The following is a 25316-nucleotide window of genomic DNA, read 5'->3' as shown; positions in this document are numbered from 1 at the left end:
TGAGCCAGGATCAAACTCTCCGAAGAAATGTTTGAACTAGCACATGGATGTGCTGACATCGACGTTGTCACAGGACGTGACGTTCTTAGTCGATGTTCCTACTCTAATAAAAAGAATTAACGTTGACGTTTGTTCGTTTGTTCAGTTTTCAAAGTTCACCATCGCTTGTGAGCGACTTTTTAATCTTAACAAAAAAGCCATCAGCTTGTCAACAACTTTTTTGTTTGTTTCTATTTTCGCTTTCCGATGTTTTTATTCATCGCAGCGACGAATATAAATATATCATGGTCATTTTTATAATGCAATAGTTTTTTTAAAAAATTATTAAACATATAGACATTGGTCCCTTACCTCTTTATAACATATTATGACGAATTTTGTTATGCATCATCTAAAAAGGTTCATTTGAAGTATCGAGAATTTCTAGAGCTCCCATCTCTCCTTATTCACTTTGCCGAAAACAACTCATCCTTCATAGTATATCCCTTCTTTTCCCCACATAAAATCGAACACAATATTTTGAGTTGTTGTTTTCTTAAAATATGATGTATAGTAAAAAAGAAGAAAAAAGCAATGCAACAACCCACAAGGGGAGCCTTTTAGCTGAGAGTGAACTCTTGAGTTCTAACCTTTTTTTCACCTTCATCATTATTTTTTTATAAAGCGAACATTACGATCACAAGAGGGAAGTAACACCCTCTCATTTTTTGCCCCTGGTTCACTCTCCATTCATCTCTTAAATTTCTATCATATCTTCTCTATAAAAAACATAGATTCTAGTAACAGTTATATCAAGAATGACAGGGAGGTACACACAGTGATAGAGATAACGAAGTTCGCTATGCTTTTATCATTATGTATGGCTATCTTGCTTATTTATTCCGCTTACTGGGAAGGAATACGAATTGCCAACGAAAATGAAAAAGTAAACGGACTCCCTTTTATACTTATGTCTACCCTAGGTTTTATTTTTTCTTTATTCGCTTCTCATTTTCATGATTTAATATGATGTCGAATTCATGCCCTTTTCTAGTTGAAGGGTATTTTTTCTTTGTAACAACAAAAAGACGGCCACACTTATAAAGATTACCCCACCACCTGCAATTTGAGATTTCACCACTTCTTCGTTCAACAAGAAGTAAGCCAACACAGTAGCTCCTACAGGCTCAAACAAAATTGCCATTGAAATGATCGACGTACTAACATACTTTAATGCCCAATTAAATAAAGAATGCCCTAGCAGCGTAGGGAAAACCGCTAATAAAATAAACAACATCCACTCTTTCCAATCATACGAAAAGAATGCCTCCTGTTTTGTCAGTACATACATGAAGAGAGTGATAGAGCTGATAGTATAAACGACGAATGTATAAGGAACAACATCGATTTTCTTTCTGACTTCCTGCCCCAGCAACAAATAAGCAGTAATCAATCCGCAAGAGATAAAAGCAAGGGCATCGCCAACTATTGCCTTACCACTAATATAAAAATCCCCCCAGCTAATAATAAAACTTCCTCCCAATGCACATATTCCACACAGTATGGATGCTGCATTTATTCTTTCTTTAAATAAGAGATAGGCTCCCACAAATGAGAATAACGGCTGCAAAGTCACAATCACAACCGAGCTGGCCACAGAAGTATACCGGAGCGATTCAAACCATAAGATAAAATGAAATGCAAGAAATACTCCAGCCATGATTGAATAATTCCATTCTTTTTTCGAAAACCGTTTCACTGCTTTCGTATGCTTATGAAAAAACAAAGGAGCCAAAAACAAGGAAGAAAAAAACAGACGGTAAAAAGCAATCACTCCCACCGGAGCCGTGGATAGCTTCACTAACACAGCAGACGTTGAAACGGATATAACTCCTATTAACACAGCAAAATAAGCCCGCACCATTCTATTACCTTCTTTCATAACTTCTAAAAAATTTGTCGAAGATTTATTTTGAAATATTACAAATTGTTTTGTTACTATTGTTGTAAACGCATCCAAACTATTGATACAGGAGGTTCTATATGGTGCAGCTAAAAAAAGAAACAATCGGTCAGCTGTTAAAGCATGCAGTAGACCAATATGGCGATCAAGAAGCCGTTGTATATTCTCAAGAAGGGCTGAGGTATACTTATAAACAATTTTATGATGAGACCACTAAGATTGCCAAGGCTTTACTTGGCTTAGGAATTAAAAAAGGAGAGCACATCGCTGTGTGGGCAACAAATGTTCCCGAGTGGCTTCTCTTACAATTCGCTTCTGCGCGAATAGGTGCCGTACTTGTTACTGTGAATACGAGCTATCAGACGAACGAGCTGAAGTATTTATTAAAGCAATCTGACTCCACAACCCTTTTCTTCATAGAAGGATTCAAAGGTACATCTTACTTATCAATTATCCAACAACTCACACACCAAAAGTTCCTGCAAAGCTCCTCCAACCATCATCCGGAATCTATTCTTCCAATGTTACAAAACTTAGTGTACATAGGAAATGGCGAAATCCCGAACTATATGAAAAAGTGGGATCAATTCATTGAATTGGGCAAAGAAGTACCCGATGCCGAGTTGACCGAACGTGAGGAATCCCTGCTCCCGAATGACGTCATTAACATGCAATATACATCAGGAACAACAGGATTTCCTAAAGGTGTTATGCTGACACATTACAATATTGCAAATAACGGTTATCTAGTCGCACAAGCCATGAAGTTAACGAACGAAGATCGTTTATGTATTCCCGTTCCTTATTTTCATTGCTTTGGCTGCGTGCTGGGAGTTCTTGCCTGCGTATCTGTGGGGGCTACTATGGTTCCGATTGTCGAATTTAACCCAGAGCTTGTTTTGCAAACAGTTGACAAGGAAAAGTGTACAGGCTTGCATGGCGTTCCAACTATGTTTATCGCAGAGCTAAATCATCCTACCTTTAAAAAATATGACTTATCCACTTTGCGAACAGGAATTATGGCCGGGTCTCCTTGTCCAATAGAAGTGATGAAACGAGTCATGAATGAAATGGGGATGAGGGAAATTACAATCGCTTACGGCCAAACAGAATCTTCCCCCGTTATCACACAAACAACTACGACAGATCCCATCGAAAGAAGAGTAGAAACAGTAGGAAAAACGCACCCGCATGTCGAAGTAAAAATTATCGACCCTGTTACCGGTCTTAAGGTTCCAAGAGGTGTTCAAGGGGAACTGTGTACACGTGGCTATTTGGTCATGAAGGGTTACTATAATATGCCGGATGCAACTCAAAATGTAATCGATCCAGAGGGTTGGCTCCATACCGGGGACTTAGCCACGATGGATGAAGAGGGTTATGTAAAAATTACAGGTCGTTTAAAAGATATGATTATTCGCGGTGGAGAGAATATCTATCCTCGTGAAATCGAAGAATTTTTATACCATCACCCCAATATCCTCGATGTACAAGTTATCGGAGTACCTGATGAGAAATATGGAGAAAAAGTAATGGCATGTATTAAATTAAAAGAAGGTTCTTCTCTCTCCACGGAAGAAATAAGAGAGTTTTGTACAGGACAGCTTGCGCATTACAAAATTCCAGAGTATGTCATGTTTGTCGATAACTTCCCGATGACAGCTTCAGGGAAAATTCAAAAATATAAATTAAAACAAGACGCCCAAGGATGGATTAGTACAAATCACTTAAAAACAGTATAGAATTGCATAAACTTGAGAGGTATTCCATATTAAAAGTTTTTTACCACAGCCGGCATTAAAACACTTAATTACAAGATTCATGGGGCTGTCTCCAAACTGGATGTTCGCCGCTTTTCGTGAACATCCCTCTTTTTTGTCTCTACATAATTTCTCCCTTTTCTCATATAATGATGAGAATAAATCCATCCCTTGTCATGTCCTTATTTCAGCAGGCAGGATACATCATTAAAGCAAAAGCAGGTGATGACAATGGAACATCAATTTTTTTTAAAGCTGGGTATTTCAGCAATATTAGGGCTCATCATAGGCCTCGAGAGAGAATTGAAACGAAAACCAGTAGGCCTTAAAACTTCTCTTGTTATTTGTATCGTAAGCTGTTTATTAACCATTGTTTCAATTGAATCAGCCTATGTATTCGAGAAACCCGATCATATTACAATGGACCCTCTGCGCCTGGCCGCCCAAATCGTATCTGGAATCGGTTTTTTGGGAGCAGGAGTAATTTTACGACGAGGAAATGACAGCATCTCCGGCTTAACAACAGCTGCTATGATTTGGGGAGCTGCCGGTATCGGGATTGCCGTTGGGGCAGGCTTTTTTCTGGAAGCTATGACAGGAGTCATATTGCTTATTATCAGTGTAGAACTATTGCCGCTTATTTTAAGGTTATTAGGTCCAAAGCAGTTGCAGGAAAAAGAAATTCTCCTTCGACTTAAAGTGTCGGACCAACACAATATCACAGACATCACGAATCAAGTTAAGGAAAATGATATTACATTAAAACATATTCGGATTAAAGACCTGGATACGAATGAGCAATTTATTCAGATGAAGATTCTAGTTCACCAAAAGAAACCGACTACAGATGTTTATTATGAAGTTCGTAAAATTGAAGGGATTCGAAGTATAGAAATTGAAAGCTTATAATTCTCTTCGTCACGAAGGATGTGCTCCTCGCGTACATTTTCAGCATATAGGATAGATGGAAACGAGGAGCGAAAAGGTAAAGGTATACAGTCATAATTCTAAAAAGCAAATGGATGGATAGAAATGGAATGATGGCTTTGTGTTAGCCATTAATTAAGAAAAAAGGGCAAAAGGTATCCAAAATGAACCTTTTGCCCCCTCTTCCCGAAATGCCCCGCCACGAGAAACCTGATAAAATCAAAGTTTTAGGTGACGGAGCCCTTCAGTTAAAACTATTTTTTCATACCTACTTAGAAACTTACGGTCAGCCCCTTAGTTCTCTTATTCGCTGCAAAAACTGTAAACGCAAGTCAGGCTTCTCCAGATAAGAAGGCTGGGCACATTCCTTGAGTAATCGAAGTTTACTCTCCTCCTCCAAGGCACTGCCATGAATGATTTCTCGACATTGTTTTAAGAAAGAGACAAATTCCGCAAACGAATGGTCATATTTTTCAGCTAACTCATTTTTAATCAGCTTTGTTAATACAGGACTTGCTCCATTTGTGGATACGGTTATGGATAAGTCTCCCCTTTTGAGATGGGCCGGGATCACAATATTTCCGCTTTCTTTTTTATCCACAACATTTATTAATTGATGGGGATGTGACCATTCAGCAATCCGTTGATTAATTTCAAGAGAATCGGTAGCTGCAATAATAAAGAAAGCATCCTCTATATCTTCTTTTTCAATTGCTTTTTTTCGCACCTCAAGCTTCCCCTCTTCGGCCCATTTCACGATTGTATTCGTAAAAGTTAAGGAAACCACCTGAATTTGTGCACCTGTCTCGATTAAAGAGGAAAGTCTGCGTGTAGCAATTTTTCCTCCTCCCGCTACCACTACTTTTTTGGATGCTAAATTTAGCATAACGGGATACATGTCAATCCGTCTCCTTCACCTGATGGGAAATGCATCAGCTCTTCCACTCTCTTGATTAAAACATCCTGTAAGTGTGGATGATATTCCAGGTAATGAGTGAGGATAAACTGTTGATGGCCCTCGTTTTCGACAGTTCGAACCGCTTTCTCGATCCTCTTCATTAACAATCCTGTGAACAATAAGTAAGGAATGATAAATACTTTAGAATAGGAAAAGCCTTTAACCTCTTCCAACACATCCTCAAAAATAGGGTCCGCCGCTGTTAAAAAACAGATTTCTACGCGTTTTAGTTGATACTTTTTCTTAAATAAGCTGGCGATGTCTCCTAAGTCTCTTTTTACATCAGGATCACTGCTTCCTCTTCCAACAAGGAGAACAAGGGAATCTTGATCGAGGGACACCTTTGTCTCTAAAATTCTTTCATATAGAATGTCACTTATACTTTCATGCACACCAAAAGGACGGCCATACACAATATCCACATGTGGATATTGTGTATGGAGTTTTGTTAAGACTTCGGGTATATCATGCTTAGCATGGGCAGCTGTCAATAACAGAACGGGTACTGCATAGATTTTTGTTGCTCCTTGCTCTACACAGCGCCGAAACCCCTGTTCGATTGCTGGCTCTGCCAGCTCTAAAAATGAAAATTCCTGAATAGGCAGAGGCACTCGCTCCATACATGCTTCTACAAAAGCACGCGCTTCTTCACAGGCTTTTTTCATACGGCTTCCGTGACAAATATACAACACTGCTTCCATATTACCTGACCCCTCTTAAAAAGCTTCTTTCACATATGCTTCATAAGATTTTTCTTGCTGGATTTGTTGGATTCCCTCAAACCAACGGAGTTTTTCTCGTAACGCGACGACTTCACCCACAATGATCATGCTTGGATTTTTGACTTTCTCCTTTTGGACGATATCCACAATTGTATTCAATGTACCTGTGACAGTAAGTTGGTTCTTATATGTCCCCCAGTGCACAAGAGCCACAGGAGTAGCACCGTCTTTTCCATGCTTCATCAATTGTTCGCATATATAAGGGAGATTACCTACCCCCATGTATATGGCCAATGTATCTACTCCCTTAGCTAAGCTTTCCCATTTAATATTATCTTCCTCGTTATCTTTTCGATGCCCGGTTACAAAAGCAAAACTTGCGCTATAGTCGCGATGGGTAACGGGAATACCCGCATAGGCAGATGCTGCAATACCAGAAGTAATGCCTGGAACAATTTCAAATGGGATTCCATTTTTGGCCAGTGCCTCCGCTTCTTCTCCGCCCCGGCCAAATACGAAAGGATCCCCGCCTTTAAGCCGTGTTACCACCTTGCCCTTTTTAGCGAATTTAACTAGAAAGTTGTTAATTGTTTCTTGCTTCATGGTATGGTAATTCGGCAGCTTCCCGCAATAAACCAAGTCTGCACTAGGCTTGGCATATTCTAATAGTTGCTTGTTTATTAAACGATCATATAAAATAACGTCTGCTTCTTGTATGCATCTTAGTCCTTTTACTGTAATTAAATCTGGATCGCCAGGACCCGCACCAACCAAATAGGCTTTCCCCATTCTGTCTCCCCCCTTTACATTGGTCTTATATCATTTCCTGCTCGTAGCTCGCAGTAGCTCTTTTAATACTTGCATTAGGATTTTCCGCCCCGCCTTTTACGTATGCCGGAGTTTTATTCCCTTTAAATAAACTTTCTTTCTTCTAAATACGCAATAACTTGATCTACACACTCTTCGACTGAATGAAGGTTCGTTTCAACAACAAGCTCGGGAGCTGCCGGTTCTTCATAAGGAGAATCGATGCCCGTAAATTGACGGATTTCTCCCTTTCTTGCTTTTTGGTAAAGTCCCTTTGGATCGCGTTTTTCGCACTCTTCTAATGGACATTTCACGTATACTTCGATAAACTCGTTATCCTCTACAAGCTGACGTACTTGGTTTCGATCTTCTTGAAACGGGGAAATAAACGCAGTCAGCACCACTTGTCCAGCGTCCACAAACAATTTGGCAACCTCACCGATGCGACGGATGTTCTCTTTTCGATCTTCTTCAGAGAAGCCCAGATTTTTGTTAAGGCCAAAACGAATGTTATCACCATCTAATACATAATTTCGAATTTGACGGTCGAACAATGCTTTTGCCACTGCATTCGCCACTGTTGATTTCCCAGAACCAGATAAACCCGTAAACCAAAGAATAAAGCTTTGATGACCATTTTGTTCTCTCCGCTCTTTTTTTGTGATGGCGGAATCATGCCATGTAATATTTGTTGCACCTGCCATGTCTATCTCTCCCTGCTTAAGAATTTACCGTCTGTCTTTGCAATCCTTTTATAAGAACCTCTACTACTTCTTTACGGCTAAACGTGCTTGGTGGAAGTTCTCCGTTTCTTAATAGCTCCCTTACTTTCGTTCCCGAAAGAATAATGTGGTCTTCTTTGCCGTGTGGGCATGTTTTCGTCGATGCCATTCCTTCACATTTTGTGCAGTAAAAGCTATGTTCAAAGAACAGCAGAGTAATGCCAAGTTCTTCACTTGTAAAGTTACTAAAGATTTTTTGTGCATCATATGTGCCATAATAATTGCCCACACCTGCATGGTCACGACCGACAATAAAGTGTGTGCACCCGAAATTTTTACGAATCATTGCATGGAAGATCGCTTCACGCGGACCTGCGTATCGCATTGCTGCAGGGAATACCGCCAAGAAAACTCGATCTTGGGGATAATAGTTTTCTAACAATACTTCATAGCTTTCCATCCGGATATCCGCCGGGATGTCATCCGACTTTGTTTCTCCTACAAGCGGATTTAAAAAGAGTCCATCTACAATTTCAAGTGCTGATTTTTGAATATATTCATGGGCGCGGTGAACAGGGTTTCGCGTTTGGAATCCAACCACTGTATTCCATCCAAGCTCCGCAAATTTCCTTCTCGTTTCTTTTGGGTCAAGATGATAGGAGGCAAATTTATCTTTGTCTGTTCGGCGGACAAGCTTAATTTCCCCTGCTGCGTAAACATTTGGCCGTTCAAATAATTTTTTAACTCCTGGGTGTTCAAGCTCGCTTGTTCTATATACTTGCTCCGCTTCCTTCACCTTGTCCGGTGTATATAATTGCTCCAATTTTAACACACCGTACACAACCCCGTCTTTTACAAGTTTTATCCACTCACCGATCGTGAGTTCATTTGCTTTTTCTTCATGAATGGGCAGTGTAATTGGTATGCTCCATACAGTACCGTCTGCAAGACGCATATAATCTACAACCGAATCATAATCCTCTTTTTTCAAGAATCCTTTTAGCGGGCTGTATGCTCCAGTCCCAATAAGTTCAAGATCACTTAACGCAGTGTTATCAAGCTCGATTTCTTGAATAATAGATTCATAGTTGAAAGTTGGTTCAAATAAATTAATTAATGTTCCTCCGTGTGGAATACTTTGACTCATGATGATTATCCTCCCTTTAATTATATTAAATTTACCTTTTTACTTGGGTTAAAAATTAACTTTCCCCTCTTTTTCCGAGAACGAATTCTCCTCCTCTTTTGCGGTTTTCATCAAACTGATGATTCCAACCGTAGCCAGACAACCGCTGGCTAAAACTACAAAAGCATAAAAGTCTCCCTTCAACAAAAGGGTTACTAATACATAGGAAATGACAAGGGAAACGATTGGTGACACAATCCAAACCTTTAACATTTGGGTCACGATACGCTTTTGCCATATATGCCCCTAAAAAACGCCGATTGCGCATATAAAAAGTGCTGTGCCCGGACGTTTAATAGCTCCAGAACCGTAAGACACTCCCATAGCAGCGGCCGCTCCGCTTGCTCCGATGTTTATAGCAAAGAAAAGAGCGATGACAAAAGCCGGTATAATCAACATGTCACTTCAACTTCTCTCTTATGACTCATGAAGGCCGCATTCAACCTTTTGCTGTCCTGACCATCTACCTGAACGGAGATCATTTAAATCATAAGCAGGAGACGTACAAGGTTCACAACCGATGCTCGGATACCCTTGATCGTGTAAACGATTATAAGGTAAATCGAATTTATAGACGTATCGCCAAATTTCTTTCCATGTCCAATGAATCAGCGGACAAACTTTCACTTTTTGGAAGCGAAAATCCCGATTCACAAACTCGGTTTTACTTCTTGATGGAGATTGCTCCCTTCTCAAGCCCGATATCCATGCATCCGCTCCTTCCAGAGCACGTTGTAATGGGATAATTTTACGTATATTACAGCATAGATTTGGATTGCTCTTCCACAATTCTTCTCCATATAGAATCTCTTGTTCTTTCAAATCCAGATCCGGCTTTTGCATGACGATATTTAACTTTGGAAATCTTTGTTTGATGGCATCAATCACTTCATATGTCTCTTTGAAATGCAAGTTGGTATCCAGGAAAACAATTTCGGCGTCTTCCTTTACTTTCGAGATTAAATCAATTAACACAATTCCCTCTATCCCAAAGCTGCAGGCGTATACGATAGAATCACCGTAATGCTCAAAAGCCCACTCTAGAGCCGGAATGGCTCCTTTTGTTTCATTATCTGTTGGAAAATCGGGAGTATCTTCATTCCAACTTAGAAATGTTAAACGGTCTGTCAAATTAAAACCTCCTCTTTCTTCTTATTAGGCAAAACTGCCTATTCCGATAAAAAAAGGCGGTTTTAACTCTATAAACGGTTAAAACCGCCTTTAGTTTTTCTAGTCAGCGACTTGTTAACGAATCCTTACTTTTTCGTTTTTTTCAAGCTGGACAACTTTTCCGTCCTGCACAACCAGCGTAATGGATCCATATTTCATGGTCTCCAACATTTTCACAACGTTTTTCCATACTTCATCTATATTTTCTTGCTTTACCATCACAGCCCTCCTTAGAGACGAATGCTCAATCACCATTATTCATTACAAATAAAAAAGCCCTCCATTCCAGAAAGACTGTTGAGGTAATCTATTTTACCTTATCTTCCAAAATGGTTTACATTTTGCTGGAATTAGCACCTTGCTTTTGCATTTGCAGGTTGCCGGGTTTCCACGGGCCAGTTCCCTCCACCACTCTTGATAAGTTCGTTTTTTCAAATTTTAACATATCATGGTCAATTGTCAACTAATATTTCAAAATATTCCACAAAAAATATAAAGGAAAAGTATTCCTCATATAGGGCATCCAACTTTTATTTATGTTCATTCAACTAAAAAAATTTCTCGCAAAGGATAACAGCATAATAACGGCTACCACAAAACAAACAATGACCAGGAGCTTTTCATGTTTATTTGAGGGATGCATCTTTACCTCCTTCTATTGCGAATTGTTTCACATATATAAGTAAAAAATAACCTTTTTATTATAGCATATTAGCATATGTATTCATAATGAGCATAGAAATCATTTTTGTTTCATGCATAAACCCCCTTGTTTCGTAAACATTACAAATAAAGTGAACCTTTCAGCAGTGAGAGATCCCTCCTGATGATGAAGGGTTCTGCCAGAATAAACATCTGTTTTTCGGAACGGTTATCATATTGGAGGCTTAATGCAATGGATTTACATGCTTTCTCACTAACAAACACCATTAAAGACCAGCTCAAGCAAAACTTAACACAAATCATGCTCGAGACCGAAAAGTTGATTAGTAGCCTTGATCATGATGAGTATTGTATCTTATGCGATTTTGAAACCTTACAAAAACAATTCAATGAAATTCAGTCTGTGGCGGCTTCTTATTATTTACAGCAGTATTTATCCCCCCACACCCCAAATCATATGGCTTTATCTCTGGCCGCCCATCATCTATCTGAAAGAAGACACGGGGCTCTTATTGTAATTGAGCGCACCCAGACTGTTGGAAGTCTCATTCAAAAAGGGGTGCCAATCGGAGCGACTTTAACGAACACTCTGCTTGAGTCCATCTTTTATCCAGGAAGTCCCCTTCATGACGGCGCAGTTCTCATTAGAGGCAATGAAATCGTGTCAGCAGCAAATGTTTTGCCGTTGTCCTCAATCGTTACTACTCAAAAGAAAGTAGGAACACGCCATCGCGCAGCCATCGGCTTGTCAGAACGTTCGGATGCCCTTATATTGGTAGTCTCTGAAGAAACGGGGCGCATTTCTTTTGCCTTGGATGGCACGTTATATCCCATTCATTCAACCAATAACCCTATTCTCTAAATAGATACATTCTTCCTCCTCTCGAAAAACCTGTATTTTCCTCTTTTTTTCCAAGAGGAAAATAGAGCTATTACATATTGCCATATTATTCTGATATAAGTATAATAAAAAAATTTATGTAAGAAAACCTAACACTACTTTTACATAAGCAATTTTCATCACTCCCATTCAAAAGAGAATGATGACTTTTACGTTCACTACTTTCCTATTACATTAATTACTTTTAAAGAGGGGAATGATTTCATGTCATTACCGGAAATTAGCCTGGTCTTTTTGGGATTTCATGGACAAATCATCATTGAACTCATCCAAGGTTACAGAAGCGATTTACCCACTGAGGGAAAGGTCCACCATGTGGCTTTTACTGTCTCCGATTTGGAAAAAGAAAAAGAACGGTTAAAAGAATTAAACGTTACTTTTGTCGATGAGGAAATCACAACATTGCCAAACGGAGCAAAATATTTATTTTTCTATGGACCGGATGGAGAATGGGTTGAATTTTTCGAGCCAAAAGCTTAGGACATAATGTTTATATTATACCTTCATCAAGATTGGGAAATAATAAAATCAATCTATGTGGGAGGTATTTTTTCTTGCCTGAACATTTTTTATTTCGTTTTTTTCGCCATTCTATCTTATTCCGGCTTGCTGTTCTAAGTATCTTCTTCATTACAACCTTTGGCATTACCATCCATCTATTGGAGCCGAAAAAGTTCGCATCATGGTTCGAGGGAATCTGGTGGGCCGTTGTAACTATTTCAACCGTTGGCTATGGAGATTCTGTTCCAGAAACGGCAGCCGGGAAAGTAGTGGGGATGATATTAATTTTGTTTGGTACAGGATTTATCAGTACATATTTTATTACGCTCTCCTCTATTGCTGTTGCTAAAGAAAATGCATACCTAGATGGAAGTTTAGCCTACACAGGAAAGAAACATATTATTCTTGTCGGCTGGAATGAAAGGGTAAAGTCCATCCTAACTCAATATATAGAAGCGCAGCTTGGTATTCATCTTGTATTAATTGATGAAAGTCTATCCAAAAAACCAATGGTTACTCCCTATTTGCACTTTATTAGAGGGAACCCTACCCATTCACATACCCTGCAAAGAGCAAATATCCAAGAAGCATCTAAAGTAATGATTACAGCAGACCCTTCTAAAACAGAGGAGCTTGCTGACATGCAAACCGTCTTGACTTTAATCGCAGTGAAAGGCATGAACCCTTCTGCTTACTCGATTGTAGAAATTCTGACTCCTACCCAAGAGTTAAATGCCCGGCACGCCGGGGCCAACGAGATTATTCGAACCAATCATTTGGCAGGACAAGTTATGTACCAGCATTTATTCGATACAGACTTCCAGGATTAAATAGATAAAGGAAATATAATCCTTTATCTATTTAATAATGTATTCTCTAGTTCTTTTACTAATGATTTCCCTAAATCAATATATTTTTCAGGAAAGCCGGCATCAGGGTCTTGCGGTTCGGAAAATTGATCAAAAGAAGATTTGACATTGCCTACATGGACGTGGTCATCTAAACCAATTTGATATTTGTGTGAAAGCAAGTATGGACGCCCTAATTTTACTGTAGTCCCATTTGAATCTAATTGTCCATCACTCGCTTGAAAAGGAAGACGTAAAAATTGATAGCCAACTTCATCGTCAATCTTGTAGTCAAAAGAACCGTGGTCATAATCCCAGTTTCCTCCAATTGTGTATCCTAAAGACTTTAACTCTTGCTCCAGATTAAACAATTTAAAAGATTTCCCTTCTAATTTTGAAGGAATTTCAATCATTGGACACACCCCTTTTTTGATTAGAATGTCCCTTCTCTTTCTTTTTATCCCGCTTCACCAAGCGGCAAGATTCCCTTCCATTCATAAAAAAGCGTAAATAAGCCCAACCGCAACGGTTGGGCTTATTTATAGCTTAACGATTTAAGCGTTTTTCTAATTCCGCTTTTTTCTCTTCAAATCCTGGTTTGCCAAGAAGCGCAAACATGTTTACTTTGTAAGCTTCTACACCTGGTTGATCGAACGGATTAACCCCTAATAAGTAACCGCTCATCGCACAAGCTTTTTCAAAGAAGTATACAACGTAACCAAATGTATACTCATTTAATTCAGGTAATGTTACGACTAAGTTTGGTACGCCGCCGTCTGTATGAGCTAACATTGTACCTTCAAATGCTTTTGTGTTCACAAAATCAACCGTTTTACCAGCCAAATAGTTTAAGCCGTCTAAATCGTTTTCTTCCGCCTCAATTGTTAACTCATGGCGAGGTTTCTCTACCTTTAAGACCGTTTCAAATAGGTCGCGACGGCCTTCTTGAACATATTGTCCTAATGAATGAAGGTCTGTCGAGAAGTTGGCTGATGAAGGGAAAATACCTTTTTGGTCTTTCCCTTCACTCTCACCGAACAATTGCTTCCACCACTCGGCAAAGTATTGCAATGCCGGTTCATAGTTAATCAGCATTTCGATTGTTTTTCCTTTGTTGTAAAGCGCATTACGGACAGCAGCATATTGATAAGCAGCATTTTCCTCTAGCTCTGACTTGCTGAAGTCTTCACGTGCTGCCGCAGCACCATTCATCATTTCGTTGATATTTGCACCGCTTGCTGCAATCGGAAGTAATCCTACAGCAGTTAAGACAGAGTAACGGCCCCCTACATCGTCTGGAATCACAAACGATTCATAGCCTTCTTCCGTTGCTAATGTTTTTAGGGCCCCGCGCGCTTTGTCTGTTGTCGCATAAATACGTTTACGCGCTTCTTCTTTACCGTATTTTTCTTCAAGAAGCTTGCGGAAAATGCGGAATGCAATGGCCGGTTCTGTTGTCGTACCAGACTTTGAAATGACATTGATGGAGAAATCTTTTCCTTCTAATAAGTCCATTATGTCTTTCATGTATGTAGAACTGATATTGTTACCTACGAATAAGATTTGCGGTGTTTGGCGCTTTTCTTTCGGAAGGACATTATAGAATGAATGTTGCATCATCTCAATCGCTGCACGTGCTCCTAAATAAGAACCACCAATTCCAATTACAAGCAATACATCAGAATCTGATTTAATCTTCTCCGCTGCTTTTTCAATGCGGGCAAACTCTTCTTTATCATAATCAACAGGAAGGTTCACCCACCCCAGAAAGTCATTTCCTGCTCCTGTTTTTTCATGGATAGAATGGTGAGCTACTTTCACAGCATCACGTAAGTATGTAAGTTCATGTTCACCAAAGAAAGTCAGTGCTTTTGAATAATCAAAACGAACATGTGTCATCATTTGTTCCTCCATATCAATATTATCCTGCTTCTTACACTTTAACGAAACAACCACCAGAATGCAAGACGGGTCATTTTTTGTAAACGGATACAGACTAAAAGTTTTAAAACATTGTCTGATTTACGGGGACCGCAAACAAAAAAGATGGGGCAAACAATAATAAAAGCAGTAACAATTAGCTAAACTTGTTACTACTTTTTATTCATCAGATTCTTCGTCTGTTTCAGGAGCAGGAGGCCTCATCCCCATTCATATCCGTTGAAGAAATAACTGATACTACTAATCCCGGGGAAGGCTTTCTGATTATAGAGATGCTCTTAAAATGGCAAGCACATCTTCTTTATTTAATACTTTAAAACGACCGAATTCACCGTAAACCATCGCCTTATCAGCCATAAGCTCAAGATTTTCGTCACCGATATCATAGTCCGCAAGACGGGAAGGAGCCCCAATGCTGGACCAGAATTCACGCAGTTTTTCAATTCCTTCCAGCGCTGTTTCTTCATCTGTTTTTCCTTCTGGATTCACATCAAATACGCGAACCGCTAGTTGCTTATAGCGGCCGACATTTTCTTTTAGTGTATGTTTCATCCAGTTCGGGAATAGAATCGCTAAGCCGCCGCCGTGCGGGATGTCATACACGGCAGATACCGCATGCTCGATGTTATGAGTCGCCCAATCACCTTGGTAGCCCATTTGAAGCATACCGTTTAAAGCGATTGTGCCAGCATAAAGAATGGTCTCACGAAGTTCAAAATTCTCAAGATCATTTACGAGCTTTGGCCCGGCTTCCATCACCGTTTTCAATACAGACTCACACATGCGATCTTGGAGCGGTGTATTGGAAACGTGGTGGAAATATTGTTCAAATACGTGACTCATCATATCGACGATCCCGTAAATCGTTTGATTTTTTGGAACCGTAAATGTATTTTCAGGTTCTAGAATAGAGAATTTTGGGAACGTGTACGGACTTCCCCAACCGTATTTTTCTTTTGTTTCCCAGTTTGTAATAACAGAGCCTGAGTTCATTTCCGAACCAGTTGCCGCAAGTGTCAGCACTGTGCCAAACGGCAATGCATCAGCTGCCGCTGCTTTCTTGGTCACGATATCCCACACATCGCCGTCATATTTCGCTCCGGCAGCCACCGCTTTTGTACAATCGATCACACTGCCCCCGCCAACGGCTAGCAGGAAATCGATGTTTTCATTTTTGCAAATCTCGACTCCTTTATGCACTGTAGAAAGGCGCGGATTCGGCTCTACGCCCGGCAGCTCAAACACTTGTGCCCCCGCTTTCTCTAAAATGGCCATTACCCGATCATAAAGACCGCTTCTTTTAATACTTCCTCCACCATATACAAGGAGTACCTTTTTACCATAGTGAGTGAGCTCGCTTTCTAACTGCCGTAATTGCCCTTTTCCGAAGATCAGCTTCGTTGGATTATAAAATGTAAAACTATTCATTAGAATCCCTCCTTACCATTTCCATTATGCTCAACGTTTGTGCCCCTGTAAAGAAAAGTGACTCTTCAAATGTTATGTCCACTTTCACGTTTACCATGCATATTTTTCGGCTAATAAAACAATATAAAGAATGAACCACAATATAAGGAGGTTACCGTATGAGCGCAATTCAACGCATTGCACTTGTTCTTACGATTATCGGCGCCATTAACTGGGGATTGATTGGATTCTTTCAATTTGACCTAATTGCCGCAATTTTCGGCGGACAAGATTCTGCCCTTGCACGTATTATTTATGGCTTAGTAGGAATTGCCGGGTTAATTAACTTGGGCTTATTATTTAAACCTTCTGAAGAAGTTGAACGTTCTGAAGCACGAGCAACACGTTAAATAAAAAAGAAAGGGCCTCTTCAAAAAGGGCCCTTTCTTTTTTAATCATGTTAAAGTCTGGCAAGGATTGCTCACTTCCAACAACTTTCGTGTAAAGTATTCTCCTAACTCTAAAGAACGCTCTGTTAATTTTGCTTCCTCGTTATTTTAATTAACCGGTTCTTCTGAATAATGGTTTGAGCAATGAAAAAGCGTCCTCAGGACGCTTTTTCATTGCCTTATTTTTTGATTAAATCTTTGCGGTCGGATTGCTCAATCCATTCTTGAAGCTTTTCTTTTAATGTATTAAAACCTTGAGGCGCTTCTGTTTGCGCTTGCGTTTGAATTGTTGCTTGACGCTTCTTTGGAGCCTTTGGCTTAGCAGTTGTTTCTTCTTTTTCCGGTGCTTCTTCTGTTGCACGAATTGATAAACCGATTTTACCTGATTCCGCATCAATGGAAAGAATTTTTACATTTACTTCGTCGCCGACTTTTAAATGTTCATTGATATCTTTTACAAAGCCGTGTTTAATCTCAGAAATATGAACAAGACCTTGTGTGTTTTCATCAATCTCAACAAACGCACCGTATGGTTGAATTCCAGTTACTTTTCCTTTTACAACATTTCCTACTTCAAATTTTTCAGTCATGAGAACACTCCTATTTTTTTATTTTCGCCCATGTATATGCAATAAAATATTATAGCATAAAATACAATTGTAATCAAAGAAACGACTTATGCTCTATTTATCATTCGCAAAACCAGGCAAAAATATGAAGAAGTTTACATTTTTCCGTATGATTTCATTGCATAGGGAGCCATTTTACTTTCCAAACATGATCTTTTCCCTGCATTAGTTTAAACTCAAGGTTAAAATCATTTTCTCTCGTGTATAACCGTACGGTTGCTGTTGTCCCATCAACACTTTCCTGCGCATAATTGAAGATGCTGTTTATATACGAAAAATCCATCTTTCCCATTGCTTTTAAATCTTCTACTACTTTTTCTTTTGGCGGTACCGCTTCATCATCCTCACTGTACAGAGCATAAATGGCTTCATACTCCCCTTCTAAGGTCGCTTGAGTATAAAAACGCATAACATCGTAAGGGCGTAACCCTATTAACAACGAATCATCTTTTGTAGTTTTGTATTGTTCGTAAATGGTTTGAAGATCCTCTGGCAGAGGAGATAAAGCCTCGTCTATTCTTTCACTCTCTCCCTGCGTCTCTTCAGACTTCAACAGAACAGGGTAATTTATTTGGAACTTTTTCACTTCATCCACATTTGTAAATTTGAACTCTTTCAACATCTCAAAAAATGGTTTGACCACTTTGTATGTTTTCGTATCTTCATATGTTGTTAAAAAGTGCTCATAGTTTTGTTTAACTTCTTCTTTTAACACGCCATTAGAATCAAACACAACCATATTATCCACCCCGAGTAAATAGTATCCGAGAGCTTGTTTATATTGTTCGTACAACGTTTTGGCACTAGGAGAAGAAGAATCTGCTAAAATGGTTTTCTCCAGTTTCACAATATAATCGCCTAATTCTTCGAATGTAATATTCAACGTACCATCTACAGTAATTTTCTTTTTAGAAAGTAAATCTAAACGTTGCTCGAACGCTGGACTAAGATAAGGATGAAACTTTTCTTGCATTCCTTTGTAGTTAACCCGTAAATCAATCATTCCTTCTCCTGCATCATAAAATTCGTATCCACTCCCCAAAGCCAACAATTTAAATTCATTAATTTCCTCAGGATCCTGAGATTGTGTACTATTTAGCTGCCCTAAAAGTGCATCGATATCTCTGACTGAAGGAATGGTAGATTGAAGATCGCTCCACCTCTCTTGATAAGCAGGCAATAGTTCGTTTTGCTTTTCAAGCAGAGACTGGAGACGGGATTCTATATACCCTCGCATTTGCCCATCTTCCGCTTTAGCATCCCTTTCAAGCTCTGCATATTGAATGTCAGGAGTCGACATTTTTTGAATGATAACTGTACGATGTTCATCCCAATATCGAAAAAAGCCCTGTTCACTTTTGGTCTCTGTTTTTGCCTTTGTTTGAAATGCATTTAACTTTTCTTTCGCTTCTCTTACAAATGTGTAGTGCTCAATTTCTTCTGTGTGGAGTTTCTCCTTCATATCCCCAGCCATCTGGTCATAAAGCATCGATAAATCTTTTAATGCTTCTTTATATTCTTTCTCACTAACCTTATAGGAGGATGACTTCTCATCATTGTTTTGATTATTTCCCTGTTGGTCTTTCTCGTTGTTTTCCTGACTTATCTGTTCTCTAGATTGCTTCGGCAAAGCAGACAGATTTGATTGATTCTTTGCTGGAAGATGATTAAAAAATTGCATACCGAGAATGGAACCAATCAGCAGCACTCCAATGAAACTGGCCACATAAGGCAAGTGGAACCATGTTCTCTTTGAGTGCTTCACTTCACGCTTTTGAATATGTTCCATAATGGTCTGAGGGGAGCTAACAGTCGGAAGCTGTTCATATGAATTTTTTAGTTGTTTTAACCGCCGTTCGAACATTTTATCATCCATAGCTGCCACCTTCTTTCTTACTCAAGTCTTCCATTGCTTTTTTTAGCATTGTTTTCCCACGTAATATGCGGGTTTTTACGGTGGATAAACTAATCGACATAATCTCTGCTATCTCTTCGTACTTCCTGTCGTGAAAATAAAAAAGGATGATGGGTGTACGATATTTTTCATCTAATGTTTGCAGGCACATATGGAGCATGCGATCTTCCTCGTTTTGGAGCAAATGAGTTTCTACTTGCGGATAGTCTTCTCTGGGCTGTTGTTGAAACTTAAATACCTTTTTTAAATTTTGGCTGCGTTTTCTTGCCATATCCCTCGTCACATTTAAGGTGATTTTATAAAGCCAGGTGGTAAACTTGGCCTGTGTGAACTGATCTAAAAAACGATATACTCTAATAAATACTTCTTGTGTAATATCCTCTATTTCATCACGCCTATTTCCTAACTGATAGGCAAATTTTTCGACTGTTGAGTAATGCAATTGGATGAGTTGATGAAAAGCCCTCATGTTGCCTTCTTTTGCTTTCGCTATTAACTCTTCTTCCTTCAAGTTTTCTCCCTCCCCGTTCCAGTCATTAAACAATGCTTTTCTCCCCTTTGTTACATATAGACCAGTCTCTAAAAATCCTTATAGATACCTAAATTTACATTATATTACTTTTGGACAACATTAAGAGAACCAGGCATTCTTTTTCAAATAAATTTGCTAAAAAACGTGCACAGCATTATTCGCTTAACCTTCTTCGAATACACTAGGTTTTGAAGCAGAGGGTTTACTGCCCGTTCATGCAGGATAAAATCCCTATTTAAAAAATGTCACGATTTGTTCGGAAAATTCCAATATCTCTATGCGTAATCATGATAAGATATATGTGAAATAATGTTAATGAGGGGGCTGGATGTATGGAACGTATAGGACAAAATATTAAAATGTACCGTGAGCTTAAAAAGATGACTCAAACAGAACTTGCTTTAAAAGCTCGCTTAGGAATCTCAACCATTGCCAAATTCGAAAATGGCGAAAAAATTCCGGACCGCCAAACATTATTAAAAGTTTCAACCGTGTTGGATGTTCCAATCACCGAGTTAACGGGGGCTCAAGAAGAAGGAATCGTAAATGTAGAAATGGATGGAGAACTGTCAGAATTGATTCAGGCAATTGGAGTGGAAAAAGCAAAGTCTATCTTAAGGAAAGTCAAAGAATTAAACGAATCGCAATACTTACAGCTTATGAAAACAGTATTTGAACAAAAATATGACCTTGCAGAATAAGAAAAGCGCTGCAGTCCTCCCGAGTGAAGACACTTTTTGCCTTTTCAATGAAGAGGGAAGCGACTCAATGTGCCGGAACCGAACATCTCCTAATTTGATATTCCCCTGCTTTTTTGATAAAAAGTGGCCCTGGCTTGTTTAAAACAACCAATGAATGGTTATATTACAAATATAAGGCTTTCTATAGTATTCCCCCCTTTTTTAAGGCTGGCAAAACCTAACTAGGTTTTGCCGCCTTTCTTTTGGCTAAATCTTCAGGGTGCCCATCTATTTGCGGCAATTTCTTTCCATAAAGCGCTGCATTCTGACAATAGCTCCTTGCAAAGCTTCCATGGAAGAAGCATAAGAGCAGCGAATATGTCCTTCTCCGCCTTTTCCAAATACGCTTCCAGGTACAACAGCCACTCGTTCTTCCATAAGAAGGCGCTCAGCGAACTCTTCAGATGTCATCCCTGTTCTAGCAATGGATGGGAAAACGTAAAATGCACCTCCCGGCATATGACAATCGAGCCCAATTTGATTTAACGACTCCACTATGTAGTTCCGGCGTCTGCGATAACTCTTTCGCATATGCTCTACGTCTTCCTGTCCATTTTGTAATGCTTCAATCGCTCCATATTGAGCCATCGTCGGCGCGCACATCATCGCGTATTGATGAATTTTCAGCATCGCTTGAGTTAATTCTTCAGGAGCACAAATGTAACCTAAACGCCAACCTGTCATTGCAAATCCCTTTGAAAATCCTGAGACTAAAATTGTACGTTCTCTCATTTCCTCCAAAGAAGCAATGGAACAATGGGGCTCATCGTATGATAGTTCCGCATAGATTTCATCGGCGATCACAAGCAAGTCGTACTTTTTGACCACACGGGCAATTTCTTCAAGCTCTTTTCTGTTCAATATACTTCCCGTTGGATTATTAGGTGAACAAAGAAGAAGAGCTTTTGTTTTGGGACTTATCGCATTTTCAAGTTGATCCGCCTGTAATTTAAACTCATGTTCAATAGACGTTTCAACTGCTACAGGACGTCCCCCTGCGAGTGAGACGAGAGGAGCATACGAAACAAAACTAGGCTCTGCGATAATCACTTCATCTTCAGAATCTAACACGGCACGCATCGCGATATCTAGCGCTTGACTTGCCCCAACCGTTACAATCACTTCTGATTGCGCATCATATCTAACGTGAAAATGCGATTGCAAATAAAAGACAATTTCTTTTCTGAGTTCCATTAAACCAGCATTGGCTGTGTAAGATGTATGCCCTCGTTCTAATGATGAGATTGAAGCTTCACATACAGACCAGGGGGTCACAAAGTCAGGTTCACCCACTCCAAGCGAAATGACTCCATCCATGCTGGCCGCTAAATCGAAAAAACGTCGAATGCCTGAAGGTTTCAATTGTTTAACCTGTTTGGATACATAAGATCTCATTACGGAGACACCACAATTCTTCGGTCATCTTCGCCTTGCTCATAAATGATTCCATCGTGCTTGTATTTCTTTAAGATAAAATGGGTAGTCGTAGACAAAACCGAATCTAACGTCGACAGCTTTTCCGAAACGAAATAAGCAATTTCCGCCATTGATTTGCCTTCTACGATAACAGACAAGTCATATGCTCCTGACATTAAATAAACGGATTTAACCTCCGTGAACCGATAAATACGCTCTGCAATTCCATCAAAGCCTACCCCTCGTTTAGGCGTTACCTTTACATCGATCATGGCCGTAACATTTTCATGGCCGTCCACTTTGCGCCAATTGATGGCTGTACCATATTGCACGATAACCTTTTCGCGCTCAAGCTTCTCGATAATCGCCGTTGTCTCTTCAAGCGGCAAATCCACCATTTTGGCAATCGTATCGACGGAAATCCGGCTGTTTCTTTCCAGTATTTCAAGGATTTCCAATTCTTTTTCTTCTAAAAACATTTTAAATCCCCCTATTTTCTAAATCGTTTCAAAAATCATTATAACAAATAAATTTATAAGAAATTGAATTTTCGCTCAACATGGATTAGAAATAAAAATTGGAAAAGCCTCAGGCGCTTAATCTATATACAAACGGGGAAACTATTAGAAAAACATGGTTGGAGCGAAGAAATATGATGGAACATGCCTCTTTTTCATCACACTTTGAAACCATTGACGGTGTCTCTGTTTATTACGAGCTCTACGGATATACACCCGCAAAGCCTGCTATCGTTCTTGTTCACGGCTTTTTATCTTCAAGTTTTAGCTTTCGCCGCCTTATTCCGTTATTAACTAAGGACTTTTCTGTTATAGCCGTGGATTTACCGCCGTTTGGACAAAGTGAAAAATCGTTGACATTTGTCTATTCCTATAAAAATTTAGCTAAACTCATCACTCAACTTATCCGTAAACTTCACTTAAATAAAGTGATACTCGTCGGGCATTCAATGGGAGGACAGATTTCACTGAATACGGCAAAACTTGAGCCGGATCTGGTGGATAAAATCATTTTATTATGCAGTTCAGGCTATTTAAGCCGATCTCACTATGGCTTAATTCTCTCTTCTTATCTTCCCTATTTTTATCTTTGGATCAAAACATGGCTGGCTCGAAAAGGAATAGATGGTAATCTAAAAAATGTGGTCTATGATTTGAACATGATTGATGAAGAAATGATTCAAGGATATATGAAGCCTTTTTCCGACGATAAGATTTTTATGGCTTTAACAAGAATGATTCGTCATCGGGAAGGAGATTTATCTTCGGAAGACTTGCGTTCAATTGAAGTTCCTAGTTTATTAATTTGGGGAGAAGAAGATCGGGTGGTACCTTTAAATATCGGAAAGCGTCTAAAACAAGATATCCAAAATTCTACTCTTATCTCATTTCAAAAAACAGGTCACCTCGTCCCGGAAGAAAAACCTGAAGCCATTCACCAGCATATGTTACAGTTTCTATACTAGAGAATCGCACAAAAGGGAGAAATTTCCCCCTTTTGTGCGATCCTGATGACCTACAATTCACACGTGCCGCTGTTTTTAATCATTAGCAGCTCACTTGCCTTTTTCTGACAAACTGGCAAGGGGATGATTTCTTCGAAGGAAAATTCATAAATGCTTTGAATACGGCGAGCGAGCCGTTCTCTATCATCATAACGGTGAACCGCTTCTATAACATCCACTACTTCCGTCTCATATGAATCTGTTCCGTACCCTAGCGGATCCCAACTTAATAAGCACTCCATCAGCTTTATATTTGTATCTTGCATACTATTCATCAATGTCACCTCTTGCTTTTTATCGAATATACCGCCCTTGCCTTTTTCGGCCTGCTAGAGCAGGACAAAAAAGGAGTCATCCCATTTGAATGGAATAATAAATATATAAGAAATTACTTTTTATTTCATAAGGAGGATAAACTTTGAGCCAACAGCCTTTTGATTATATCACGAATCGAATGCAGACTCATTCTGTAAAATGGGATAACGTGAATTCACTTTTTGGAGGAGAAGATTTGCTTCCCATGTGGGTAGCCGATATGGATTTCCCCGCTCCTCCCGCCGTACAACAAGCTTTGGAAAAAGCATTAAAGCATGGAATCTTTGGCTATACAGTGCCAAACAATGAAACAAGTGATGCGATTTTAGAATGGTTGGAGAATCGACATGATTGGAAAGCGGAATCCGATTGGATTGTCTACAGTCCAGGGGTTGTCTTTTCCATTAGTATGGCCATCCAGGCATTTACGAACGAAAAAGACCCTATTTTAATTCAAACACCCGTATACAGCCCATTTTTTAACATGATAAAAGAAAATGGTCGTACACTTATTGAAAACCCGTTAATTTTACAAGATGACAGATATAAGATGGACTTTGCCGACTTAGAGGAGAAGCTGGCCCAAGGGGTAAAGATGATGATTTTATGCAGCCCCCATAACCCAGGTGGAAGGGTATGGACCGCAGAAGAACTGCAGCGAGTGTATGAGCTTTGCCAAAGACATGGCGTGATTTTACTGTCAGATGAAATTCATGCGGACCTTGTATATAAGCCTCATAAACATATTCCAATCGCCTCTCTCCATCGTGACGGAGAAAGCAATATCATTACATTTATCGCACCAAGCAAAACGTTTAACTTAGCAGGTTTGCAGGCATCGGCTGTAATCATTGATAATAAAGAGCTTAGAGAAAAGTATAATCGCATACAGCGCAAACAAGGCTTTTTCTCTTTAAACCTATTTGGCATTGTCGGGATGGAGGCCGCATACCGCGGCGGCGAAGGATGGCTGGAGAATCTATTAAGCTATTTACAAGACAACATTCAATACGCCTCCGACTTTATCCGTAACCGTCTTCCTAAGTTAAAGTTAGTAGAACCTGAGGGAACATATTTAATCTGGATTGACTGCCGCGGCTTGGGACTCTCTGATGCCAAAATCAGAACACTGCTGCTTGAAAAAGGAAAACTTGCCGTGGAACCCGGTACAAAGTATGGCAGACAAGGAAGCGGTTTTATTCGTTTAAATATCGGCTGCCCGAGAGAGCTTTTAAAAGATGGGCTGGATCGCCTTTATCGAGCCTTTTCCGATGTATAAAGCGAAAGCCTTGAAATGAGTCATCATGTTTTAAACTGAAAGGACCCGTAGAAACATCCTCCGT

The 25316-nt window shown here is 39.5% G+C and carries 27 protein-coding genes, 1 pseudogene and 1 riboswitch; of the genes and pseudogenes, 9 read left to right on the top strand and 19 right to left on the bottom strand.

The genetic code is table 11. From position 1 onward, the window contains the following. Positions 1–1000: 1000 nt before the first annotated feature. Complete coding sequence (locus tag ACFOU2_RS25655; protein WP_377919164.1) at positions 1001–1903, bottom strand: DMT family transporter; 903 nt, start codon at positions 1901–1903, stop codon at positions 1001–1003. A 119-nt stretch (positions 1904–2022) separates the two neighbouring features. On the opposite strand from ACFOU2_RS25655, the gene ACFOU2_RS25650 reads away from it, so the two are divergent. Both ACFOU2_RS25650 and ACFOU2_RS25645 read left to right on the top strand, forming a co-directional pair. Next, entirely contained in the window at positions 2023–3684 is a 1662-nt protein-coding gene (locus tag ACFOU2_RS25650; protein WP_377919163.1) for an AMP-binding protein, read from the top strand. Positions 3685–3933: 249 nt separating this feature from the next. Continuing rightward, on the top strand, positions 3934–4611 hold the full coding sequence (locus ACFOU2_RS25645) for an MgtC/SapB family protein (RefSeq protein ID WP_377919162.1): 678 nt from the start codon (positions 3934–3936) through the stop codon (positions 4609–4611). Between the two features lie 304 nt (positions 4612–4915). Here ACFOU2_RS25645 and ACFOU2_RS25640 read toward each other — a convergent pair whose 3' ends face one another. The 9 genes and pseudogenes from ACFOU2_RS25640 to ACFOU2_RS25600 form a co-directional block, all read right to left on the bottom strand. Then, complete coding sequence (locus ACFOU2_RS25640) at positions 4916–5527, bottom strand: NAD(P)-binding protein (RefSeq protein ID WP_377919161.1); 612 nt, start codon at positions 5525–5527, stop codon at positions 4916–4918. After that, a complete protein-coding gene (locus ACFOU2_RS25635; protein WP_377919159.1) occupies positions 5509–6288 on the bottom strand; it encodes a sirohydrochlorin chelatase in 780 nt (259 codons plus the stop codon). Before ACFOU2_RS25635 ends, ACFOU2_RS25640 begins: the two co-directional genes overlap by 19 nt. 15 nt (positions 6289–6303) lie before the next feature. Then, positions 6304–7098, bottom strand: coding sequence for a uroporphyrinogen-III C-methyltransferase (gene cobA, locus ACFOU2_RS25630; protein ID WP_377919158.1), 795 nt, complete (start codon positions 7096–7098; stop codon positions 6304–6306). A 122-nt stretch (positions 7099–7220) separates the two neighbouring features. Continuing rightward, positions 7221–7820 (bottom strand): adenylyl-sulfate kinase, encoded by a 600-nt coding sequence (cysC, locus tag ACFOU2_RS25625; RefSeq protein WP_377919157.1) that lies wholly within the window; start codon positions 7818–7820, stop codon positions 7221–7223. A 16-nt stretch (positions 7821–7836) separates the two neighbouring features. Then, positions 7837–8985, bottom strand: coding sequence for a sulfate adenylyltransferase (sat, locus tag ACFOU2_RS25620; protein WP_377919156.1), 1149 nt, complete (start codon positions 8983–8985; stop codon positions 7837–7839). A gap of 55 nt (positions 8986–9040) precedes the next feature. After that, positions 9041–9262 carry a hypothetical protein gene (locus tag ACFOU2_RS25615; protein ID WP_377919155.1) on the bottom strand — a complete coding sequence of 74 codons (222 nt, stop codon included), beginning with the start codon at positions 9260–9262 and terminating at the stop codon, positions 9041–9043. A gap of 14 nt (positions 9263–9276) precedes the next feature. Then, positions 9277–9423, bottom strand: a pseudogene (locus tag ACFOU2_RS25610) (inorganic phosphate transporter); the annotation flags it as partial. A gap of 18 nt (positions 9424–9441) precedes the next feature. After that, positions 9442–10155: a phosphoadenylyl-sulfate reductase gene (locus ACFOU2_RS25605; RefSeq protein ID WP_377919154.1), complete on the bottom strand. Its 714-nt coding sequence runs from the start codon at positions 10153–10155 to the stop codon at positions 9442–9444. 114 nt (positions 10156–10269) lie between these two features. Then, positions 10270–10413 carry a YezD family protein gene (locus ACFOU2_RS25600; RefSeq protein ID WP_377919153.1) on the bottom strand — a complete coding sequence of 48 codons (144 nt, stop codon included), beginning with the start codon at positions 10411–10413 and terminating at the stop codon, positions 10270–10272. A 95-nt stretch (positions 10414–10508) separates the two neighbouring features. Further along, positions 10509–10618, bottom strand: a riboswitch (SAM riboswitch). A gap of 471 nt (positions 10619–11089) precedes the next feature. Between ACFOU2_RS25600 and cdaS the strand changes: the two genes are divergently transcribed. The 3 genes from cdaS to ACFOU2_RS25585 all read left to right on the top strand — a co-directional run bounded on the left by cdaS (position 11090) and on the right by ACFOU2_RS25585 (position 13089). Then, positions 11090–11719 carry a sporulation-specific diadenylate cyclase CdaS gene (gene cdaS / locus ACFOU2_RS25595; protein WP_377919152.1) on the top strand — a complete coding sequence of 210 codons (630 nt, stop codon included), beginning with the start codon at positions 11090–11092 and terminating at the stop codon, positions 11717–11719. Between the two features lie 144 nt (positions 11720–11863). Continuing rightward, positions 11864–12238 (top strand): VOC family protein, encoded by a 375-nt coding sequence (locus ACFOU2_RS25590; protein ID WP_377919190.1) that lies wholly within the window; start codon positions 11864–11866, stop codon positions 12236–12238. Between the two features lie 74 nt (positions 12239–12312). Beyond that, entirely contained in the window at positions 12313–13089 is a 777-nt protein-coding gene (locus ACFOU2_RS25585; protein WP_377919151.1) for an ion channel, read from the top strand. A 23-nt stretch (positions 13090–13112) separates the two neighbouring features. Here the strand turns inward: ACFOU2_RS25585 and ACFOU2_RS25580 are convergent, their stop codons facing one another. The 3 genes from ACFOU2_RS25580 to ACFOU2_RS25570 all read right to left on the bottom strand — a co-directional run bounded on the left by ACFOU2_RS25580 (position 13113) and on the right by ACFOU2_RS25570 (position 16476). Further along, positions 13113–13520, bottom strand: a complete 408-nt coding sequence (locus ACFOU2_RS25580) for a YugN-like family protein (RefSeq protein WP_377919150.1) — start codon at positions 13518–13520, stop codon at positions 13113–13115. A 133-nt stretch (positions 13521–13653) separates the two neighbouring features. Next, complete coding sequence (locus tag ACFOU2_RS25575) at positions 13654–15006, bottom strand: glucose-6-phosphate isomerase (protein ID WP_377919149.1); 1353 nt, start codon at positions 15004–15006, stop codon at positions 13654–13656. Positions 15007–15312: 306 nt separating this feature from the next. Further along, a complete protein-coding gene (locus tag ACFOU2_RS25570; RefSeq protein ID WP_377919148.1) occupies positions 15313–16476 on the bottom strand; it encodes an iron-containing alcohol dehydrogenase in 1164 nt (387 codons plus the stop codon). A gap of 158 nt (positions 16477–16634) precedes the next feature. Between ACFOU2_RS25570 and ACFOU2_RS25565 the strand changes: the two genes are divergently transcribed. Beyond that, positions 16635–16865: a DUF378 domain-containing protein gene (locus tag ACFOU2_RS25565; protein ID WP_377919147.1), complete on the top strand. Its 231-nt coding sequence runs from the start codon at positions 16635–16637 to the stop codon at positions 16863–16865. A 218-nt stretch (positions 16866–17083) separates the two neighbouring features. Here the strand turns inward: ACFOU2_RS25565 and yugI are convergent, their stop codons facing one another. From yugI to ACFOU2_RS25550, 3 genes are all read right to left on the bottom strand, one after another. Further along, entirely contained in the window at positions 17084–17494 is a 411-nt protein-coding gene (gene yugI, locus ACFOU2_RS25560; protein WP_377919146.1) for a S1 domain-containing post-transcriptional regulator GSP13, read from the bottom strand. A gap of 154 nt (positions 17495–17648) precedes the next feature. Further along, positions 17649–19409, bottom strand: a complete 1761-nt coding sequence (locus ACFOU2_RS25555; RefSeq protein WP_377919145.1) for a hypothetical protein — start codon at positions 19407–19409, stop codon at positions 17649–17651. Next, positions 19402–19959 (bottom strand): RNA polymerase sigma factor, encoded by a 558-nt coding sequence (locus ACFOU2_RS25550; RefSeq protein WP_377919144.1) that lies wholly within the window; start codon positions 19957–19959, stop codon positions 19402–19404. Before ACFOU2_RS25550 ends, ACFOU2_RS25555 begins: the two co-directional genes overlap by 8 nt. A gap of 353 nt (positions 19960–20312) precedes the next feature. Here ACFOU2_RS25550 and ACFOU2_RS25545 point away from each other — a divergent pair, with 353 nt between their 5' ends. After that, positions 20313–20681, top strand: coding sequence for a helix-turn-helix domain-containing protein (locus ACFOU2_RS25545; protein WP_377919143.1), 369 nt, complete (start codon positions 20313–20315; stop codon positions 20679–20681). Positions 20682–20948: 267 nt separating this feature from the next. On the opposite strand, the gene ACFOU2_RS25540 is transcribed toward ACFOU2_RS25545, so the two are convergent. Continuing rightward, on the bottom strand, positions 20949–22115 hold the full coding sequence (locus ACFOU2_RS25540) for an aminotransferase (protein WP_377919142.1): 1167 nt from the start codon (positions 22113–22115) through the stop codon (positions 20949–20951). Beyond that, the gene (locus ACFOU2_RS25535) at positions 22115–22615 is read right to left on the bottom strand and encodes an Lrp/AsnC family transcriptional regulator (RefSeq protein ID WP_377919141.1); all 501 of its coding nucleotides are present in this window, start codon (positions 22613–22615) and stop codon (positions 22115–22117) included. Before ACFOU2_RS25535 ends, ACFOU2_RS25540 begins: the two co-directional genes overlap by 1 nt. A 176-nt stretch (positions 22616–22791) precedes the next feature. On the opposite strand from ACFOU2_RS25535, the gene ACFOU2_RS25530 reads away from it, so the two are divergent. Beyond that, positions 22792–23619: an alpha/beta fold hydrolase gene (locus ACFOU2_RS25530; RefSeq protein WP_377919189.1), complete on the top strand. Its 828-nt coding sequence runs from the start codon at positions 22792–22794 to the stop codon at positions 23617–23619. A gap of 50 nt (positions 23620–23669) precedes the next feature. On the opposite strand, the gene ACFOU2_RS25525 is transcribed toward ACFOU2_RS25530, so the two are convergent. Then, positions 23670–23933, bottom strand: a complete 264-nt coding sequence (locus ACFOU2_RS25525) for a DUF1871 family protein (RefSeq protein WP_377919140.1) — start codon at positions 23931–23933, stop codon at positions 23670–23672. Positions 23934–24076: 143 nt separating this feature from the next. Between ACFOU2_RS25525 and ACFOU2_RS25520 the strand changes: the two genes are divergently transcribed. Next, on the top strand, positions 24077–25252 hold the full coding sequence (locus ACFOU2_RS25520) for a MalY/PatB family protein (protein WP_377919139.1): 1176 nt from the start codon (positions 24077–24079) through the stop codon (positions 25250–25252). Positions 25253–25316: the final 64 nt, after the last annotated feature.

The sequence above is a fragment of the Bacillus songklensis genome, from assembly GCF_042649685.1.
GTDB lineage: Bacteria > Bacillota > Bacilli > Bacillales > Bacillaceae_H > Bacillus_BA > Bacillus_BA songklensis.
Note: the sequence above shows the minus strand (reverse complement) of the source record. Positions and strands in the feature narration are given on the sequence as shown.

Excerpts from the sequence above, each read along its gene's own strand:
- ACFOU2_RS25655 (WP_377919164.1), bottom strand. The coding sequence starts at position 1,903 with ATGGTGCGGGCTTATTTTGCTGTGTTAATAGGAGTTATATCCGTTTCA.
- ACFOU2_RS25650 (WP_377919163.1), top strand. The coding sequence starts at position 2,023 with ATGGTGCAGCTAAAAAAAGAAACAATCGGTCAGCTGTTAAAGCATGCA.
- ACFOU2_RS25645 (WP_377919162.1), top strand. The coding sequence starts at position 3,934 with ATGGAACATCAATTTTTTTTAAAGCTGGGTATTTCAGCAATATTAGGG.
- ACFOU2_RS25640 (WP_377919161.1), bottom strand. The coding sequence starts at position 5,527 with ATGTATCCCGTTATGCTAAATTTAGCATCCAAAAAAGTAGTGGTAGCG.
- ACFOU2_RS25635 (WP_377919159.1), bottom strand. The coding sequence starts at position 6,288 with ATGGAAGCAGTGTTGTATATTTGTCACGGAAGCCGTATGAAAAAAGCC.
- cobA (WP_377919158.1), bottom strand. The coding sequence starts at position 7,098 with ATGGGGAAAGCCTATTTGGTTGGTGCGGGTCCTGGCGATCCAGATTTA.
- cysC (WP_377919157.1), bottom strand. The coding sequence starts at position 7,820 with ATGGCAGGTGCAACAAATATTACATGGCATGATTCCGCCATCACAAAA.
- sat (WP_377919156.1), bottom strand. The coding sequence starts at position 8,985 with ATGAGTCAAAGTATTCCACACGGAGGAACATTAATTAATTTATTTGAA.
- ACFOU2_RS25615 (WP_377919155.1), bottom strand. The coding sequence starts at position 9,262 with ATGGCAAAAGCGTATCGTGACCCAAATGTTAAAGGTTTGGATTGTGTC.
- ACFOU2_RS25600 (WP_377919153.1), bottom strand. The coding sequence starts at position 10,413 with ATGGTAAAGCAAGAAAATATAGATGAAGTATGGAAAAACGTTGTGAAA.
- cdaS (WP_377919152.1), top strand. The coding sequence starts at position 11,090 with ATGGATTTACATGCTTTCTCACTAACAAACACCATTAAAGACCAGCTC.
- ACFOU2_RS25580 (WP_377919150.1), bottom strand. The coding sequence starts at position 13,520 with ATGATTGAAATTCCTTCAAAATTAGAAGGGAAATCTTTTAAATTGTTT.
- ACFOU2_RS25575 (WP_377919149.1), bottom strand. The coding sequence starts at position 15,006 with ATGACACATGTTCGTTTTGATTATTCAAAAGCACTGACTTTCTTTGGT.
- ACFOU2_RS25570 (WP_377919148.1), bottom strand. The coding sequence starts at position 16,476 with ATGAATAGTTTTACATTTTATAATCCAACGAAGCTGATCTTCGGAAAA.
- ACFOU2_RS25565 (WP_377919147.1), top strand. The coding sequence starts at position 16,635 with ATGAGCGCAATTCAACGCATTGCACTTGTTCTTACGATTATCGGCGCC.
- yugI (WP_377919146.1), bottom strand. The coding sequence starts at position 17,494 with ATGACTGAAAAATTTGAAGTAGGAAATGTTGTAAAAGGAAAAGTAACT.
- ACFOU2_RS25555 (WP_377919145.1), bottom strand. The coding sequence starts at position 19,409 with ATGGATGATAAAATGTTCGAACGGCGGTTAAAACAACTAAAAAATTCA.
- ACFOU2_RS25545 (WP_377919143.1), top strand. The coding sequence starts at position 20,313 with ATGGAACGTATAGGACAAAATATTAAAATGTACCGTGAGCTTAAAAAG.
- ACFOU2_RS25540 (WP_377919142.1), bottom strand. The coding sequence starts at position 22,115 with ATGAGATCTTATGTATCCAAACAGGTTAAACAATTGAAACCTTCAGGC.
- ACFOU2_RS25535 (WP_377919141.1), bottom strand. The coding sequence starts at position 22,615 with ATGTTTTTAGAAGAAAAAGAATTGGAAATCCTTGAAATACTGGAAAGA.
- ACFOU2_RS25530 (WP_377919189.1), top strand. The coding sequence starts at position 22,792 with ATGGAACATGCCTCTTTTTCATCACACTTTGAAACCATTGACGGTGTC.
- ACFOU2_RS25525 (WP_377919140.1), bottom strand. The coding sequence starts at position 23,933 with ATGAATAGTATGCAAGATACAAATATAAAGCTGATGGAGTGCTTATTA.